16 protein-coding genes and 1 pseudogene are annotated in these 15786 nt (G+C 60.2%); 9 read left to right on the forward strand and 8 right to left on the reverse strand.

Annotation, left to right across the window (positions count from 1 at the left end; translation table 11 throughout):
- Positions 1-85: 85 nt before the first annotated feature.
- Both PS14A_RS19625 and colR read right to left on the reverse strand, forming a co-directional pair.
- On the reverse strand, positions 86-1369 hold the full coding sequence (locus tag PS14A_RS19625) for a HAMP domain-containing sensor histidine kinase (RefSeq protein ID WP_130912036.1): 1284 nt from the start codon (positions 1367-1369) through the stop codon (positions 86-88).
- Positions 1359-2042, reverse strand: coding sequence for a two-component system response regulator ColR (colR, locus tag PS14A_RS19630; protein WP_016773421.1), 684 nt, complete (start codon positions 2040-2042; stop codon positions 1359-1361). The genes PS14A_RS19625 and colR overlap by 11 nt, the downstream gene beginning before the upstream one ends.
- A 210-nt stretch (positions 2043-2252) precedes the next feature.
- On the opposite strand from colR, the gene PS14A_RS19635 reads away from it, so the two are divergent.
- On the forward strand, positions 2253-2996 hold the full coding sequence (locus tag PS14A_RS19635; protein ID WP_212617024.1) for a phosphatase PAP2 family protein: 744 nt from the start codon (positions 2253-2255) through the stop codon (positions 2994-2996).
- A gap of 189 nt (positions 2997-3185) precedes the next feature.
- On the opposite strand, the gene groL is transcribed toward PS14A_RS19635, so the two are convergent.
- The 4 genes from groL to PS14A_RS19655 form a co-directional block, all read right to left on the reverse strand.
- Positions 3186-4832, reverse strand: coding sequence for a chaperonin GroEL (gene groL / locus PS14A_RS19640; RefSeq protein ID WP_064365078.1), 1647 nt, complete (start codon positions 4830-4832; stop codon positions 3186-3188).
- A 50-nt stretch (positions 4833-4882) separates the two neighbouring features.
- On the reverse strand, positions 4883-5176 hold the full coding sequence (locus PS14A_RS19645; protein ID WP_007916610.1) for a co-chaperone GroES: 294 nt from the start codon (positions 5174-5176) through the stop codon (positions 4883-4885).
- A gap of 259 nt (positions 5177-5435) precedes the next feature.
- Positions 5436-5912, reverse strand: coding sequence for an FxsA family protein (locus tag PS14A_RS19650; RefSeq protein WP_016773418.1), 477 nt, complete (start codon positions 5910-5912; stop codon positions 5436-5438).
- Positions 5913-5983: 71 nt separating this feature from the next.
- Positions 5984-6709, reverse strand: coding sequence for a HugZ family protein (locus tag PS14A_RS19655; protein WP_212617025.1), 726 nt, complete (start codon positions 6707-6709; stop codon positions 5984-5986).
- Positions 6710-6872: 163 nt separating this feature from the next.
- Between PS14A_RS19655 and PS14A_RS19660 the strand changes: the two genes are divergently transcribed.
- A complete protein-coding gene (locus tag PS14A_RS19660) occupies positions 6873-7631 on the forward strand; it encodes an SDR family oxidoreductase (protein WP_212617026.1) in 759 nt (252 codons plus the stop codon).
- 23 nt (positions 7632-7654) lie between these two features.
- On the opposite strand, the pseudogene PS14A_RS26845 reads toward PS14A_RS19660, so the two are convergent.
- Together PS14A_RS26845 and apbC are read right to left on the reverse strand one after the other, a co-directional pair.
- Positions 7655-7759, reverse strand: a pseudogene (locus PS14A_RS26845) (metal ABC transporter ATP-binding protein); the annotation flags it as partial.
- 3 nt (positions 7760-7762) lie between these two features.
- Positions 7763-8857, reverse strand: a complete 1095-nt coding sequence (gene apbC, locus PS14A_RS19665; RefSeq protein ID WP_024014150.1) for an iron-sulfur cluster carrier protein ApbC — start codon at positions 8855-8857, stop codon at positions 7763-7765.
- A 320-nt stretch (positions 8858-9177) separates the two neighbouring features.
- Here apbC and metG point away from each other — a divergent pair, with 320 nt between their 5' ends.
- The 7 genes from metG (at position 9178) to nth (ending at position 15690) form a co-directional block, all read left to right on the forward strand.
- Positions 9178-11229 carry a methionine--tRNA ligase gene (metG, locus tag PS14A_RS19670; RefSeq protein ID WP_071173428.1) on the forward strand — a complete coding sequence of 684 codons (2052 nt, stop codon included), beginning with the start codon at positions 9178-9180 and terminating at the stop codon, positions 11227-11229.
- A gap of 114 nt (positions 11230-11343) precedes the next feature.
- Entirely contained in the window at positions 11344-11913 is a 570-nt protein-coding gene (locus PS14A_RS19675; RefSeq protein ID WP_212617027.1) for an Rnf-Nqr domain containing protein, read from the forward strand.
- Complete coding sequence (gene rsxB, locus PS14A_RS19680) at positions 11910-12914, forward strand: electron transport complex subunit RsxB (protein WP_212617028.1); 1005 nt, start codon at positions 11910-11912, stop codon at positions 12912-12914. Before PS14A_RS19675 ends, rsxB begins: the two co-directional genes overlap by 4 nt.
- Positions 12901-13884, forward strand: a complete 984-nt coding sequence (locus tag PS14A_RS19685; protein ID WP_212617029.1) for an RnfABCDGE type electron transport complex subunit D — start codon at positions 12901-12903, stop codon at positions 13882-13884. Before rsxB ends, PS14A_RS19685 begins: the two co-directional genes overlap by 14 nt.
- Positions 13881-14486 (forward strand): RnfABCDGE type electron transport complex subunit G, encoded by a 606-nt coding sequence (locus PS14A_RS19690; protein WP_212617030.1) that lies wholly within the window; start codon positions 13881-13883, stop codon positions 14484-14486. Before PS14A_RS19685 ends, PS14A_RS19690 begins: the two co-directional genes overlap by 4 nt.
- Positions 14483-15055, forward strand: coding sequence for an Rnf-Nqr domain containing protein (locus PS14A_RS19695; RefSeq protein WP_212617031.1), 573 nt, complete (start codon positions 14483-14485; stop codon positions 15053-15055). The genes PS14A_RS19690 and PS14A_RS19695 overlap by 4 nt, the downstream gene beginning before the upstream one ends.
- Positions 15052-15690 carry an endonuclease III gene (gene nth, locus PS14A_RS19700; RefSeq protein ID WP_016773410.1) on the forward strand — a complete coding sequence of 213 codons (639 nt, stop codon included), beginning with the start codon at positions 15052-15054 and terminating at the stop codon, positions 15688-15690. Before PS14A_RS19695 ends, nth begins: the two co-directional genes overlap by 4 nt.
- Positions 15691-15786 lie beyond the last annotated feature (96 nt).

Here is a 15786-nt window from a genome sequence, read left to right on the forward strand (position 1 = left end):
TTGTGAAAATTCTGTCAGGTAAATCCGCAAATTATTACAACGTTATACAGGATTCAGACAGCTGTACGGGAGTAGCCTCGAGCCACTATTTGCCGGCATTCACGCCAAGATCCACCTCGAATCGGCAGCCATTGGGCTCCATCGTGCTCAGGCTCACCGTCCATCCCTGGTTTTCACAGATGCGTTGCACCAGCGACAAGCCCAGGCCGAGACCTTCGCCACGTTTCTCGCTGCCGCGTACAAAGGGCTCGAACATCGCCTCGCGTTTTTCCTCGGGAATGCCCACGCCCGAATCCTCGACAACAAAACCGTTGGCGGTGAGGGTCAGGCGAATGAAGCCCTGTTCGGTGTAGTGCAGCGCGTTACGCAGAAGATTGCCCATGACCGCGTTCAGCAAGGTCGCGTTGTAGCGAGTGTCCGGTGGGTTGCCCGGCTCGAACATCAGCGTCAGGCCCTTGCGCTCGATCGGCTCACGCCACAGGCACAACAGGCTTTCGGCGACTTGCGTGAGATTCTGCTGCGGCGCCGCCGCGGCTTCTTCGTTCTGTGTGCGTGCCAGCATCAGGAAAGTCTGTACCAGTTCGCGCATCTCTTCGCTGGCCCGGGCAATGCGCTCGACCTGCGCGCGACCGCGCTGATCGATACCGGGGTTTTCCAGCAACAGTTCGCAGGAACTGGCGAGGACCATCAGTGGCGTGCGCAACTCATGGCTGACGTCACTGGTGAACAGGCGTTCGCGGGTCAGCGCCTGACGCAAGCGCCCCAGCGTGGCATCGAATGCCACCGCCAGCTCACCGACTTCATCCGCTGCGTAATCCGGCGCCAAGGGTGGCGCCAGGCCGAGCAACTGGTCGCGATGACGGACCTGCCGCGCCAGGCGCACCACCGGCGCCATCACTTTGCGGGCGAGCACCCAGCCAAGGAACACCGCCAGCGCCAGACTGAGCACGAAGCCGACCAGCACCACAGCAAACAGCACGCGCTCGCGCTCTTCGAAATCGCTTTGATCCTGCAGCAAAACATAACGCCGACCATCCACCACTTCGACCATGGCGTGATAGGACAGCTGCTCGCGAAATACCTCATGGAAACCTGCATCGAGGTGACGCAAATCCTTGGGCAGGTCGAAATCCCCTGGCCCGCCGCTGAAATAGAACAGCTGATCCGGCTCGGGCCGGTGGCTCCAGTCGGAGACATTGTCCATCAGCAGCAGACGTTGCAGGTCGCCGCCCAGCCCCGCAGAAATCAGTTTCTCTTCCACCAGGTGCACCGTCGCAACGATGCCCATGGCGAAAGCGCCGGCGACCAGCGCACTCATCAGCGCAAAGGCGATGATGATCCGCTGGGAAAGACTCTGCTTAAACTCCATCTCGCCCCTCGGCCAAGCGATAACCGACACCGTGCACGGTGTGCAGCAGTGGCTTGGCGAATGGCTTGTCGATCACCTGGCGCAATTGGTGAACATGGCTGCGCAGGCTGTCGCTGTCCGGGCAGTCATCGCCCCACAGCGCTTCTTCGAGAATCTCCCGACGCAGCACGTGCGGGCTCTTCTGCATCAGCACTGCGAGCAGCTTGAGGCCGACCGGGTTGAGCTTGAGCAACTTGCCTTCGCGGGTCACTTCGAGAGTGTCGAGGTCGTAGCTCAGGTCGCCGACCTGCAATGCCCGGCGACCGCCGCCCTGAGCACGGCGCATGACCGCTTCGACGCGCGCCGCCAGTTCGGACAGAGCGAACGGTTTGATCAGGTAGTCGTCGGCGCCGGACTTGAAGCCCTGCAGCCGGTCGTCCAGTTGATCGCGGGCGGTGAGCATGATCACCGGCGTGTCGCGCCGGGCATCTTCACGCAAGCGTTTGCACAAGGTGTAGCCGTCGATGCCGGGCAGCATGATGTCGAGCACGATCAGGTCGTAATGCTCGGTCGCCGCCAGATGCAGACCGGACAGGCCGTCTTGTGCGCAATCGACGGTATAGCCTTTCATGCCCAGGTAATCGGCCAGATTGGCCAGGATGTCACGGTTGTCTTCGACCAGCAGAATTCGCATGGACATCTCCTCCGAACGGGGTAACGGCCGTCTTGGCCCGCGCAGCTTACGGCCAAGTGTGGCTCAGGGCTAGGGGCGTTTTTCGATAAACCTGCACTGCGCGCGCTGCGACGTTTTTTTCACTTTCGGTTAACAAATCGCCGACGCCAGCGCGCGCAGACTCCGCGCGATTGCGCCTTCACTCTCTCTTCATCGACCAAGGAACCTGCCATGGTGTCGACCTCTGCCCTTCCCGCTTCAAGACCGCTGAACTGGTGGTTGTGTCTGGGCATTCCCGCAGCGGCGGCGATCATTCTGCTGTTGCTCGAACTGACCGATCTGGACATGGTTCTGGCGCAGATGTTCTACGACCCGGTCGCTGGCGATTTCATAGGGCGGCACAGCTATTTTCTTGAAGACATCCTGCATGACCGGGCGAAACAGCTGGTGATCGGCTTCTCGGTGTTTGCCATCCTCGGTTTCATCGGTGCGTTTTTCATCGTGAGGCTGAAACCGTTCAAGCGTGAATTGGGCTGTCTGGTGCTGTCGCTGGGGCTGGCGACTTCGTTTGTCACCCCGGTCAAAGCCGTCACCGCCGTGCAATGCCCGTGGAGCCTGGAGCAATTCGGCGGTCACGAGACCTACAGCAAACTGATGGAGCATCGCCCCGCCACTGATAAGCCGGGACGTTGCTGGCCGGGTGGCCATGCGGCAACCGGGTTTACGTTGTTTGCGTTGTTCTTCGTGTTGCGCGACCGCCGCCCGCGACTGGCGCGGCAGGCGTTTGTGTTCGCCTTTGCGCTGGGCTCGGTGTTCTCGATCAGCCGCATGATGCAGGGCGCGCACTTCTTTTCGCACAACGTGTGGACGGCGATTTTCTGCTGGCTGATTTGTCTGGGGGCTTATTACTGGGTGCTGTATCGCCCGGCTGGCAAGACTTCGACGGCGATGAACACACAGCCGATCAATGCCTGAAATAAACAACCTGTGGGAGCGAGCCTGCTCGCGAATTGTCGGCTCAACTGGCTTGCATGTCGGATGACAGACCGCTTTCGCGAGCAGGCTCGCTCCCACAGGGGATACCAGTGAGCTTCGAAATTGGGGCAATAAAAAACCCCGCTGACTTTCGCCAGCGGGGTTTTTCGTTACAGGGCCAGGGCTGGCTTACATCATGCCGCCCATGCCACCCATGCCGCCCATGTCTGGCATACCGCCGCCAGCTGCACCTTCTTTCTTCGGTGCGTCGGCAACAGCTGCTTCGGTGGTCAGGATCAGACCGCCGATGGAGGCTGCGGCTTGCAGAGCCGAACGGGTTACCTTGGTTGGGTCCAGGATGCCCATTTCGATCATGTCGCCGTATTCGCCGGAAGCAGCGTTGTAACCGAAGTTACCTTTGCCGTTCTTCACTTCGTTGACGACAACGCTTGGCTCGTCACCGGAGTTGGCAGCGATCTGACGCAGCGGCGCTTCAACAGCGCGACGCAGCACAGCGATACCGACGTTCTGGTCAGCGTTGTCGCCGGTCAGCTCGGTCAGTGCTTCCAGAGCACGGATCAGCGCCACGCCACCGCCAGGTACCACGCCTTCTTCAACGGCTGCGCGGGTTGCGTGCAGGGCGTCTTCAACGCGGGCTTTCTTCTCTTTCATTTCAACTTCGGAACCAGCGCCAACCTTGATCACTGCTACGCCGCCGGACAGCTTGGCCAGACGCTCTTGCAGTTTTTCACGGTCGTAGTCCGAGGAAGTTTCGGCAACCTGGGCGCGGATCTGAGCGATACGGCCTTCGATGTCTGCCTGCACGCCAGCACCGTCAACGATGATGGTGTTTTCCTTGGACAGGGTGACGCGCTTGGCGTTACCCAGGTGCTCCAGGGTGGTGCTTTCCAGGCTCAGACCGATCTCTTCGGAGATAACGGTACCGCCGGTCAGAACAGCGATGTCCTGCAGCATGGCCTTGCGACGGTCGCCGAAGCCCGGTGCCTTGACGGCAGCGACTTTGACGATGCCACGCATGTTGTTCACAACCAGAGTCGCCAGGGCTTCGCCTTCAACGTCTTCGGCCACGATCAGCAGCGGACGGCCGGCTTTGGCAACGGCTTCCAGCACTGGCAGCATTTCGCGGATGTTGGAGATCTTCTTGTCGACCAGCAGGATCAGCGGGCCGTCGAGCTCGGCAACCATGGTGTCCGGCTTGTTGACGAAGTATGGCGACAGGTAGCCACGGTCGAACTGCATGCCTTCAACAACCGACAGTTCATTTTCCAGGCCCGAGCCTTCTTCAACGGTGATCACGCCTTCTTTACCGACTTTTTCCATGGCTTCGGCAATGATGTCGCCGATGGAGTTGTCGGAGTTGGCCGAGATGGTGCCGACCTGAGCGATGGCTTTGAAATCAGCGCATGGCTTGGACAGGGCTTTGAGCTCTTTGACAATGGCGATGGTCGCCTTGTCGATGCCGCGCTTGAGGTCCATCGGGTTCATGCCGGCAGCGACGGCTTTCAGGCCTTCGTTGACGATCGACTGAGCCAGAACGGTAGCGGTGGTAGTACCGTCACCAGCGTCATCGTTGGCACGGGAGGCAACGTCTTTGACCAGCTGCGCGCCCATGTTTTCGAAGCGATCTTCGAGTTCGATCTCTTTGGCGACGGAAACGCCGTCCTTGGTGATGGTCGGAGCGCCGAAGCTCTTCTCGAGGATCACGTTACGGCCTTTCGGGCCCAGGGTCGCTTTTACCGCGTCAGCCAGAACGTTGACGCCTTTGAGCATCTTGGAGCGGGCGGCATCGCCGAACTTAACTTCTTTAGCAGCCATGATCGATATTCCTTAAATACTTTGTAGTAGCGGGAAAATGAACGGGGATATCAGCCTTCGATAACCGCGAGGATTTCGTTCTCGCTCATTACCAGCAGGTCTTCGCCATCGACTTTCACAGTGTTGCTGCCGGAGTAAGGACCGAACACAACCTTGTCGCCTTCCTTCACGGACAGTGCACGCACTTCACCGTTTTCCAGAGCTTTGCCCGGGCCTACAGCGAGAATCACACCGTGGTTGGCTTTTTCAGCAGCCGAACCTGGCAGGACGATACCGCCAGCGGTTTTCTTTTCTTCTTCGCTGCGACGGATGACGACGCGGTCATGCAGAGGACGAAGCTTCATTGTCGATCTCTCCTAATTGTGGTTTTCATCGGCCGGTGTAGTCCCGGCGGGTTTAACGAATCCGGCCTGCGCCGGTTGCGGTCCGTCGAGCGAACCGCGCAAGTCTGTCCGGTTTGAATACCGGAAACCTTTCGGTGACCGATACATAGGGGCGTACAAGCCGATTACAAGGGCTGGCGGAAAAAATTTTTCATCCAGACACGGCAAATAACAGCCATAAACGAGCACGGCACCCGCAGGTGCCGTGTCGATGCTGATATCACTTGTTGTCGCGGTGTTCGAACTCGCCTTCGATCACATTCGGCTCCCGACCGAGCGGCTCGCGCGGGGCCGGGCCGCCACGGGGTTGCAGGTCGTCGGCGAAGGCGCGCTGGCGCATGGCCTGGTCTTCGGCGCGCTGGCGCATCTTGTTCGCCAGCAGACGCCGGGTGACCGGCAAGAGCATCACCAGACCGACCACGTCACTGATGAAGCCGGGAATGATCAACAGGCCACCGGCCAACGCCAGCATCAGACCTTCGAGCATGGTCTGCGCGGGCAATTCGCCGCGGTTCAGGCTTTCCCGGGCACGCAATGCGGTGGCCAGACCGGCGACGCGCAGCACGAACACACCGAACATCGAGCCGAGAATGATCAGCAGCAGGGCCGGGAAGAACCCGATTGAGCCTGCCACTTTGACGAATACGAACAGCTCCAGCACTGGAAACAGCAGAAAGAGCAACAGAAAAGGGCGCATCAAAGTTTCCTCAACGCAAGAAATGCCTTGCAGTAAGCCTTAGATGACGTCGCCCTTGCGTGAATTCAAGCTTAACTTTGCGCTTTTTTCGGCCAGGACTGGGCGTGAGCCAGAGAAACCAAGGCCTCGCGCACTTGTGTCGGCGTATTACATGGCGCCGCGAAGGGCAACCAGTACAGCGCCTGGCCGATACGCAAGTGCATGCCTTCGCTGTCGATCCCGGCCAGTTGCGCCGGCACGCTGTCAGGCAGCCCGGCGAGTTCGACGTAATGGGCAATGGCTTTGGCGTGATCGCTGTTCATGTGCTCGACCATGCTGATTTCAGCCTTGCCGGCGAACGGGTTGGCCAAGGTCAGATCGTCGATCCAGTGGATCGCACCAAAGCCGCCGATGTAGCGATGGCGCACCGGATTGAGCACCCAGAAATCGAAATCGTGGGCCTGGTGATAATTCTGCGAGTCAGGGAAATAGCGGTAATAACGCTCGGCGGCGGCCTCGATGGCTGCCGGGTCTTCGAGTTTCTGCGCTTGGGCCAGATAAGTCAGCCGCCCGACCGCCTGCACATCGTCGGCCTCGCGCTCGCCCACCAGCATCGAGCACTTCGGATCTTTCAGCAGGTTATGCGTGTGCTGGGCGATGCGGCTGATCAGGATCAGCGGCCGGCCCTGCTCGTCCAGGCAATACGGCACGACGGAGCCGAAGGGAAAACCCGGCATCGATTTGGAATGGGTCGACAGCACTCCCCGGTATTCCTTGAGAAGCAATTCTCGGGCATTCTTCGCCACTTCAGCGCTCAATTTGTGACTCCTTAAATGGGTTCCGTCTAGAAAACGGACAGGCGCGCAGCGAAAAGTAACCGGCGCGCATCGGGCAAATGTTCGTGTGCAACCAGGCCTGACCGGTACCGATCGAGCGTTGCCGACAACAAAAACAACTCAGACCTGCCAGCGGGACATGCGAATGCATCTCAACGACAAAGTAATCATTATCACTGGCGGTTGCCAGGGTTTGGGCCGTTCCATGGCCGAGTATTTCGCCGGCAAGGGCGCGAAACTGGCCCTGGTCGATCTGAATCAGGAAAAACTCGACGCCGCCGTGGCTGCGTGCAAAGCCAAGGGTGTCGAAGCGCGCAGCTACCTGTGCAACGTCGCCAGTGAAGAACAGGTCGAGCACATGGTCGCGCAAGTGGCCGAAGACTTCGGCGCCATCCACGGCCTGATCAACAACGCCGGGATCCTGCGCGATGGTCTGCTGCTGAAGGTCAAGGACGGCGAGATGACCAAGATGAGCCTGGCGCAGTGGCAGGCAGTGATCGACGTCAACCTGACCGGCGTGTTTCTTTGCACCCGAGAAGTCGCGGCGAAGATGGTCGAGCTGAAGAACAGCGGCGCGATCATCAATATTTCCTCGATCTCCCGTGCGGGCAACGTCGGCCAGACCAACTATTCCGCCGCCAAGGCTGGCGTAGCGGCAGCGACCGTAACCTGGGCGAAGGAACTGGCGCGTTACGGCATTCGCGTCGCGGGCATTGCGCCGGGCTTCATCGAAACCGAAATGACTTTGGGCATGAAGCCGGAAGCGCTGGAGAAGATGACGTCGGGCATTCCGCTCAAGCGCATGGGCAAGCCGGAAGAAATCGCCCATTCGGCGGCGTATATCTTCGAAAACGACTACTACACCGGGCGGATTCTGGAGATGGATGGCGGGTTGCGCATCTGACTGTCACCCTGAAACAAATGTGGGAGCGAGCCTGCTCGCGAATGCGGTGTGTCATTCAACCCATTGGTTGTCTGATCTACCGCTTTCGCGAGCAGGCTCGCTCCCACAGGTTTTTCAGCGTTGCTGATGGATCAATCGTCGCTGATGGTGATGTTCGGCATCGCCGGCGTGGCCGCTTCCTGCAAGACAATGCGCGCGCCGACGTGACGGGCCAGCTCCTGATAGACCATGGCAATCTGGCTGTCCGGCTCGGCGATGACGGTTGGCTTGCCGCCATCGGCCTGTTCGCGGATCAGCATCGACAGCGGCAGTGAGGCCAGCAGTTCGACGCCGTACTGGGTGGCCAGTTTTTCGCCGCCACCTTCCCCGAACAGATGCTCGGCATGCCCGCAGTTCGAGCAGATGTGCACCGCCATGTTTTCCACCACGCCCAGCACCGGAATGTTGACCTTGCGGAACATTTCCACGCCTTTGCGTGCGTCGAGCAGCGCCAGGTCCTGCGGCGTAGTGACGATCACCGCACCGGCCACCGGGACTTTCTGCGCCAGGGTCAGCTGGATGTCGCCAGTGCCTGGCGGCATGTCGATGACCAGATAATCCAGATCGCCCCAGGCAGTTTGCGTGACCAGTTGCAGCAGCGCCCCGGAAACCATCGGCCCGCGCCAGACCATCGGCGTGTTGTCGTCGGTCAGGAACGCCATCGACATGACTTCCACGCCGTGGGCCTTGAGCGGCACGAACCATTTCTGATCCTTGACCTCGGGCCGGGTGCGCTCGGGAATGCCGAACATGATGCCCTGGCTCGGGCCGTAGATATCGGCGTCGAGGATGCCGACTTTGGCGCCTTCACGGGCCAGCGCCAGCGCGAGGTTGGCAGCGGTAGTGGATTTGCCCACGCCGCCCTTGCCGGAAGCGACGGCGACGACGTTCTTGACGTTGGCCAGCCCGGGAATCTGTGCCTGGGCCTTGTGCGCGGCGATCACGCTGGTGACCTCGACGCGAGCGATGACCACGCCGTCGAGGTTTTCGATGGCCAGTTGCAGCAATTGCGCCCAACCGCTCTTGAACAGTCCGGCGGCGTAGCCGATTTCCAGCTGCACATTGACGCGGTCACCGATGATCTCGATGTTTTTCACGCAACCGGCGCTGACCGGATCCTGGTTCAGGTAGGGGTCGGTGTATTGGCTGAGGACGGCTTCCACCGCTGCGCGAGTGACGGCGCTCATGGGCAACTCCGATAACAAGACTGGAAAGGATGGCGGGTATCGTACGCTGGACACCGATTTGAGGCGAACAGATTACTTGAGCTGAAAAGCCACTGTGGTGAGGGGATTTATCCCCGTTGGGTGGCGAAGCCGCCCCAAAACCTGCGCCCCCGGTACATCAGGAGCTGCGTGTGTAACGATATCCACGACTGCTGCGCAGCCGAACGGGGATAAATCCCCTCACCACAAGAGCTCTCAAAGTACCCGGTGGCGCAGGGGTGAAAAATATGCGCCGGCGCTTTATAGTGGCCGACCTCCGTTTCATCAAGTAGCGAAGCCCCATGTCCGAGCCACGCAAGATCCTCGTCACCAGCGCCCTGCCCTACGCCAATGGTTCGATCCACCTTGGCCACATGCTGGAATACATCCAGACCGATATGTGGGTGCGCTTCCAGAAGCATCGCGGCAACCAATGCATCTATGTCTGCGCCGACGACGCCCACGGTTCGGCGATCATGCTGCGCGCGGAAAAGGAAGGCATCACCCCGGAACAATTGATCGCCAACGTACAGGCTGAACACAGCGCCGACTTTGCCGACTTCCTCGTCGATTTCGACAATTTCCACTCCACTCACGCCGAAGAAAACCGTGAGCTGTCGAGCCAGATCTACCTCAAGCTGCGTGACGCCGGGCACATCGCCCAGCGCTCGATCACCCAGTATTTCGACCCGGAAAAGAAAATGTTCCTGGCCGACCGCTTCATCAAGGGCACCTGCCCGAAATGCGGCACCGAAGACCAGTACGGCGACAACTGCGAAAAATGCGGCGCGACCTACGCACCGACTGACCTGAAGGATCCGAAGTCGGCGATCTCCGGCGCCACCCCGGTGCTCAAGGATTCCCAGCACTTCTTCTTCAAGCTGCCGGACTTCCAGCAAATGCTGCAGGCCTGGACACGCAGCGGCACCCTGCAGGACGCCGTGGCCAACAAGATCGCCGAATGGCTGGACGCCGGCCTGCAGCAGTGGGACATTTCCCGCGATGCGCCGTATTTCGGCTTCGAGATTCCGGGCGAACCGGGCAAGTATTTCTACGTGTGGCTGGATGCGCCGATCGGTTACATGGCCAGCTTCAAGAACCTCTGCAACCGCACGCCGGAGCTGGACTTCGACGCGTTCTGGGGCAAGGATTCGACTGCCGAGCTGTACCACTTCATCGGCAAGGACATCGTCAATTTCCATGCGCTGTTCTGGCCAGCCATGCTCGAAGGCGCCGGCTACCGCAAGCCGACCGGCATCAACGTGCACGGCTACCTGACCGTCAACGGCCAGAAAATGTCCAAGTCGCGCGGCACCTTCATCAAGGCCCGCACTTATCTCGATCATCTGTCGCCGGAATACCTGCGCTATTACTACGCGGCCAAGCTTGGCCGTGGCGTCGATGACCTTGATCTGAACCTCGAAGACTTCGTGCAGAAGGTCAACTCCGACCTGGTCGGCAAAGTGGTCAACATCGCCAGCCGTTGCGCCGGGTTTATCCACAAGGGCAACGGCGGCCTGCTGGTCGACAACAATGCCGCGCCGGAGCTGACCGAGGCCTTCCTCGCCGCCGCGCCAAGCATTGCCGACGCCTACGAGGCCCGCGATTTTGCCCGCGCCATGCGTGAAATCATGGCCCTGGCTGACCGCGCCAACGCGTGGATCGCCGACAAGGCGCCGTGGTCGTTGAACAAGCAGGAAGGCAAGCAGGATGAAGTCCAGGCAATCTGCGCCACCGGCATCAACCTGTTCCGCCAGTTGGTGATCTTCCTCAAACCGGTACTGCCGCTGCTGGCCGCAGATGCCGAGGCGTTCCTCAACGTCGCGCCGCTGACCTGGAATGACCACACCACCCTGCTGGCCAATCACCAGCTCAACGAATTCAAGCCGTTGATGACCCGCATCGACCCGGTAAAAGTGCAAGCCATGACCGACGCCTCCAAGGAAGACCTGACCGCCAGCCAGACCGACACCGGCGCTGCCGCACCTGCGGGTAACGGCGAACTGGCCAAGGATCCGCTGTCGCCGGAAATCGATTTCGACGCCTTTGCCGCCATCGATTTGCGCGTCGCTCTGATCGTCAAGGCCGAACACGTCGAAGGCGCCGACAAGCTGCTGCGCCTGACCCTCGACATCGGTGACGAGCAACGCAACGTGTTCTCCGGGATCAAGAGCGCCTACCCGGACCCGTCCAAGCTCGACGGTCGCCTGACCATGATGATCGCCAACCTCAAGCCACGGAAAATGAAGTTCGGTATTTCCGAAGGCATGGTGATGGCGGCAGGTCCCGGCGGTGAAGAGATCTACCTGCTGAGCCCTGACAGCGGCGCCAAGCCGGGTCAGCGCATCAAGTAAGACGTTGCCGTAAAGCGATCCCACCGACGTGCGCTGCATGCCGGTGGGATTTTTCATATCTGGCCCGATAGTGCCTACCCTTAAGAGACACCCGCCCGTTTCGCTGGCAGAACCATGACCGAACTCGTGTTAACGCTGATCAGTGCTGCGCTGCTCAACAACTTGGTGTTGCACTGGCCGCTGGGCGTCGCTCCGCTGCTGGCGGGCAACCGACGCCAGGTGCATGCGCTGGGGTTGGCGACGTTGTGCCTGATGGTGGTGGTCGGCGTTATCGGTCACGCGATCTGGCAGTGGATACTGCTGCCGTTGCAGCTTGAAGCGCTGCGCCTGTTCGTGTTTCTGCCGTTGAGTGTGTTGTTGATCGCGCCGCTGCTGAAACTGCTGGCGCGCGGGCTGCCGGATTGGCCGTTCGACGGATTGTGGCCGCTGCTGCTCGGCAATGCCGGCGTACTCGGGCTGGCGATGATCAATGCGCAAAACGAACTGGGCGTGCTGCACGCGACGGCGTTGAGCTTCGGTGCCGGGCTGGGTTTCTGGCTGGTATTGAGTGTGTTCTGCGACCTGCGCGAGCGCACGGCCGACAACGATATTCCCCTGCCCTTTCGCGGCCTGCCGATCGATCTGATCAGCGCCGGACTGATCGCAGTGATTTTTCTCGGATTCAGTGGATTGATCAAAACATGAGTCTGCTTCAACGCATCGATGCCCTGCTGCCGCAGACCCAGTGCGGCAAGTGCGGCCATCCCGGATGCAAACCGTATGCGCAAGGCATTGCTGACGGCGAGCCGATCAACAAGTGCCCACCGGGCGGCGAGGAAACCATCGCTGCGCTGGCCGAACTATTGAAAATACCGGTCCTGGAACTGGACATCAGCCGTGGCCCGGCACCGCCGCAAGTCGCTTTCATCCGCGAGGCCGAATGCATCGGCTGCACCAAGTGCATTCAGGCCTGCCCGGTCGACGCCATCGTCGGCGCGGCAAAACTCATGCACACGGTGCTGATCGACGAGTGCACCGGTTGTGATCTGTGCGTCGCGCCGTGCCCGGTCGACTGCATCGAAATGCATCCTTTGCCTGCGAACACGACTGCCGTGGTTGGCGGTCTTGCGTTCGGTCTTGAAGAACAGCGCGCCCGCGCAATCAAGCGTGACCACGCGCGCCAGCGTTTCGAGCGCCGCAACCAGCGCCTGCTGCGCGAAGAACAGCAAAAGCAGGCCGAACGTGAAGCGCGAGCGCAGCGTGCGGCACAGCCGCAAGTGTCGACCGCCGACCCGGTGCAGGCTGCGCTGGAGCGGGTGCGGGCACAAAAAGCCGCGAGCGCCGATGCGGCGCTGAAGAAAGCCAAGGTCGATGTGGCGATGAGTCGCGCTCAATTGCATAAATCGCTGAAAGCCTTCGGCCATCCGCCGACGTTCGAACAGCAGTCGCAATTGATCGTCCTGCAGCAACAATTCGAAGCCGCCGAGCAAGCGCTGGCGAATCTGGAAAGCAGCCAACCGGCAATTCCCGCCGTTCCCGCACCGACCAACGACGCCGAACTGAAGCGAGCCAAGATCCAGTTGGCCATGCGCCGCGCCGAGCTGAAAAAAGCCCAGGCAGCGGAGGCTGCGCCGGAGCAGATCGCAGCACTGGAGCAAGCCGTGACTGACGCCGAGCGCCAGGTGCAAGACCATGCCACCCCTTGAGGCAGCGGACGATCGCCTGCAACAGGCGATGAATACCGTGCTGCTCGCAGCGCTGCCGGGGCTGCTCGCTTTGTTCTGGCTGTATGGCTGGGGCGTGTTGATCAATCTGCTGCTGGCGGTCATCAGCGCTTTGCTCGTCGAAGCTGGGGTCGCAAGCCTGCGTCGACAAGCCGTGCAACCGACGCTGCGCGATCGCAGTGCACTGGTCAGTGCGATGTTGCTGGCCGTCGCGCTGCCGGCTTATTGCCCTTGGTGGCTGACCGTCACGGCGACCGCTTCAGGCTTGTTGTTCGGCAAGCATCTGTATGGTGGCGTCGGCAAAAACCCTTTCAATCCGGCGATGCTTGGCTTTGCCCTGAGCATGGTGCTGTTTCCGCAAGCGATGACCCATTGGCCCGGTCATGGCCTCGATTTCCTCTCGGCGTTGCAACAGGTTTTCAACCCGGTTCCAGCACCGGACGCCTGGGCGCAAGCCACGGCACTGGACAGTCTGCGCATCAATAAAAGCCTGACCAGCGATGAGCTGTTCGTCAGCAACCCGGCCTTCGGCCGCTTCGGCGGGCGCGGTGTGGAATGGGTGAATCTGGCGTTCCTGCTCGGCGGCCTGTGGCTGTTGCAGCGGCGGATCTTTTCCTGGCACGCACCGGTGGGGATGCTCGCCAGTCTGTTCGTCATCAGCCTGTTGTGCTGGAACGGCTCGGGGTCCGATTCCCACGGTTCGCCGCTGTTTCATCTGCTCAGCGGCGCGACCATGCTCGGTGCATTTTTTATCGTGACCGAACCGGTGTCGGGCGCGAAAAGCGCCCTCGCCCGCCTGCTGTTCGGCATTGGCGTCGGCTTGCTCACCTATCTGATTCGCACTTGGGGTGGTTACCCCGACGGCGTCGCGTTTGCGGTATTGCTGATGAATCTGCTGGTGCCGACGCTGGAGCGCTTCGCCGCCAGCCACCAGTTGAAGGTGAACGCGTGAACCGCTCGGCGAGCGTCGTGACGGTCGTGCTGCTGGCACTCGTTGGCGTGAGCGCAACATACGTGCTGCAGCGCAGCAGTGCACCGCAGATTGCCAGCGAGCAGCGTTTGCTCGACAGCCGCAAATTGCTTGATGTGCTTCCTTCGGGGTACTACGACAATCAGCCGCTGGAACAACCGCTGACGCTCATCGACTCATCGCTGCGCCATAGCACGCTGTCGGGCGGCTATCGAGCGACCCGCTCCGGACAGACAGTCGCGGTGCTGTTGCGCAGTCGCAGCGAAGGTTACGCAGGTACTCTGGAACTGCTGATAGCCATCGATGCAAACGGCAGAGTTCTGGGCGTGAAAACCCTTGAGCAGCGCGAAACGCCGGGATTGGGTGGTCACATCGGTGAATGGCCGAATGCCTGGCTTCAGACGTTCCTCGGCAAATCCCGTACTGAGCCGACAGACGCCGGTTGGGCGCTGAAAAAGGATCAGGGGCAGTTCGATCAAATCGCTGGTGCGACCATAACTTCCCGTGCCGCCATCAACGCGATTCATGACGCACTGCGTTATTTCGATGAGCATCGGGCGCTGCTGCTGGGGAATGGCCAATGAGACGCACGGTGAGTTTATTGATGCTGGTGCCGCTACTCGGCGCCACACAAACGTTTAGCGCTGCGCTGGGGATGACCTTGATGCTCGGCATAGTGCTAGGCGCTTTTGCCATCTGCATGTCACCGCTGCGCGAGCGCCTGACGGGCACCCATACGTTGCTCGCCAGCCTGACACTTGCTGCCACATTGACCAGTTGCGCGGATATTGTGGCGCAACGCTGGTTTTTGCCATGGCAGCAGGCGTCTGCGCTCTATATAGGGCTGCTTGCCTTGCAGTGCGTCGCTCTTGAATACAGTGGCCTCTTTCGCGAGCCCATCGCTGCCATTTTCAAACGCTGCACCCTGTTCGCCGCGCTCATGCTGTTGATCGGCGGGCTGCGTGAAATCCTTGGCCATGGCTCCCTTGGCCGAGGGCTGTCGGCGTCTTGGCAAGGTCTGGTTGTCTTCCCCGAGGGATTGCATCTGTTTACGCTGGTCCCCGGCGCTTTTGTTTTAACGGGCGTGCTTCTCGCCGCACGTCAGGCGTGGACACGCCGCCACTCTGTCATCAAGGAAACGCATCGCCCATGAATGCTGCAAAACGTCTTGAGATATTTCGCCGACTGCACGAAGACAATCCCGAGCCGAAAACCGAGCTGGCCTACTCTTCGCCGTTCGAGCTGCTGATTGCGGTGATTCTTTCGGCACAGTCCACCGATGTCGGCGTCAACAAGGCCACCGCCAAACTCTTCCCCGTCGCCAATACGCCCGCCGCTATTCACGCGCTGGGGGTCGAAGGCCTGTCCGAGTACATCAAGACCATCGGCCTGTACAACAGCAAGGCGAAGAACGTCATTGAAACCTGTCGCTTGCTGGTTGAACGCCATGGCGGGGAAGTGCCGCAAACCCGCGAAGAACTCGAAGCCCTGCCCGGCGTCGGGCGCAAGACTGCCAATGTGGTGCTAAATACCGCTTTCCGGCAATTGACCATGGCGGTCGACACGCACATCTTCCGCGTCAGCAATCGCACCGGCATCGCGCCGGGGAAAAATGTGGTGGAAGTTGAAATGAAATTGATGAAGTTTGTACCGAAAGAATTCCTGCTCGACTCACACCACTGGTTGATTCTGCACGGCCGTTATGTGTGCCTGGCACGCAAACCGCGCTGCGGCAGCTGCCGCATCGAAGATTTGTGCGAATACAAACACAAAACTTCTGACGATTGAGCCATCATCAGTTTTCCGTATCCATCGATTGAAAAAATCTTTTTTACCCGCCGCACTAATGTCGATATAAGGAGCGCCAAAGGCAGTCTTAGCCGG

This window comes from Pseudomonas sp. 14A, from assembly GCF_018132745.1.
Taxonomy (GTDB): Bacteria; Pseudomonadota; Gammaproteobacteria; order Pseudomonadales; family Pseudomonadaceae; genus Aquipseudomonas; species Aquipseudomonas mercuritolerans.

What these genes read in the sequence shown, in the direction of transcription:
- nth (WP_016773410.1), top strand. Translation starts at nt 15,052, where the DNA reads ATGAATGCTGCAAAACGTCTTGAGATATTTCGCCGACTGCACGAAGAC.
- PS14A_RS19675 (WP_212617027.1), top strand. Translation starts at nt 11,344, where the DNA reads ATGACCGAACTCGTGTTAACGCTGATCAGTGCTGCGCTGCTCAACAAC.
- PS14A_RS19660 (WP_212617026.1), top strand. Translation starts at nt 6,873, where the DNA reads ATGCATCTCAACGACAAAGTAATCATTATCACTGGCGGTTGCCAGGGT.
- PS14A_RS19635 (WP_212617024.1), top strand. Translation starts at nt 2,253, where the DNA reads ATGGTGTCGACCTCTGCCCTTCCCGCTTCAAGACCGCTGAACTGGTGG.
- PS14A_RS19645 (WP_007916610.1), bottom strand. Translation starts at nt 5,176, where the DNA reads ATGAAGCTTCGTCCTCTGCATGACCGCGTCGTCATCCGTCGCAGCGAA.
- apbC (WP_024014150.1), bottom strand. Translation starts at nt 8,857, where the DNA reads ATGAGCGCCGTCACTCGCGCAGCGGTGGAAGCCGTCCTCAGCCAATAC.
- metG (WP_071173428.1), top strand. Translation starts at nt 9,178, where the DNA reads ATGTCCGAGCCACGCAAGATCCTCGTCACCAGCGCCCTGCCCTACGCC.
- PS14A_RS19695 (WP_212617031.1), top strand. Translation starts at nt 14,483, where the DNA reads ATGAGACGCACGGTGAGTTTATTGATGCTGGTGCCGCTACTCGGCGCC.
- rsxB (WP_212617028.1), top strand. Translation starts at nt 11,910, where the DNA reads ATGAGTCTGCTTCAACGCATCGATGCCCTGCTGCCGCAGACCCAGTGC.
- PS14A_RS19625 (WP_130912036.1), bottom strand. Translation starts at nt 1,369, where the DNA reads ATGGAGTTTAAGCAGAGTCTTTCCCAGCGGATCATCATCGCCTTTGCG.
- colR (WP_016773421.1), bottom strand. Translation starts at nt 2,042, where the DNA reads ATGCGAATTCTGCTGGTCGAAGACAACCGTGACATCCTGGCCAATCTG.
- PS14A_RS19685 (WP_212617029.1), top strand. Translation starts at nt 12,901, where the DNA reads ATGCCACCCCTTGAGGCAGCGGACGATCGCCTGCAACAGGCGATGAAT.
- groL (WP_064365078.1), bottom strand. Translation starts at nt 4,832, where the DNA reads ATGGCTGCTAAAGAAGTTAAGTTCGGCGATGCCGCCCGCTCCAAGATG.
- PS14A_RS19650 (WP_016773418.1), bottom strand. Translation starts at nt 5,912, where the DNA reads ATGCGCCCTTTTCTGTTGCTCTTTCTGCTGTTTCCAGTGCTGGAGCTG.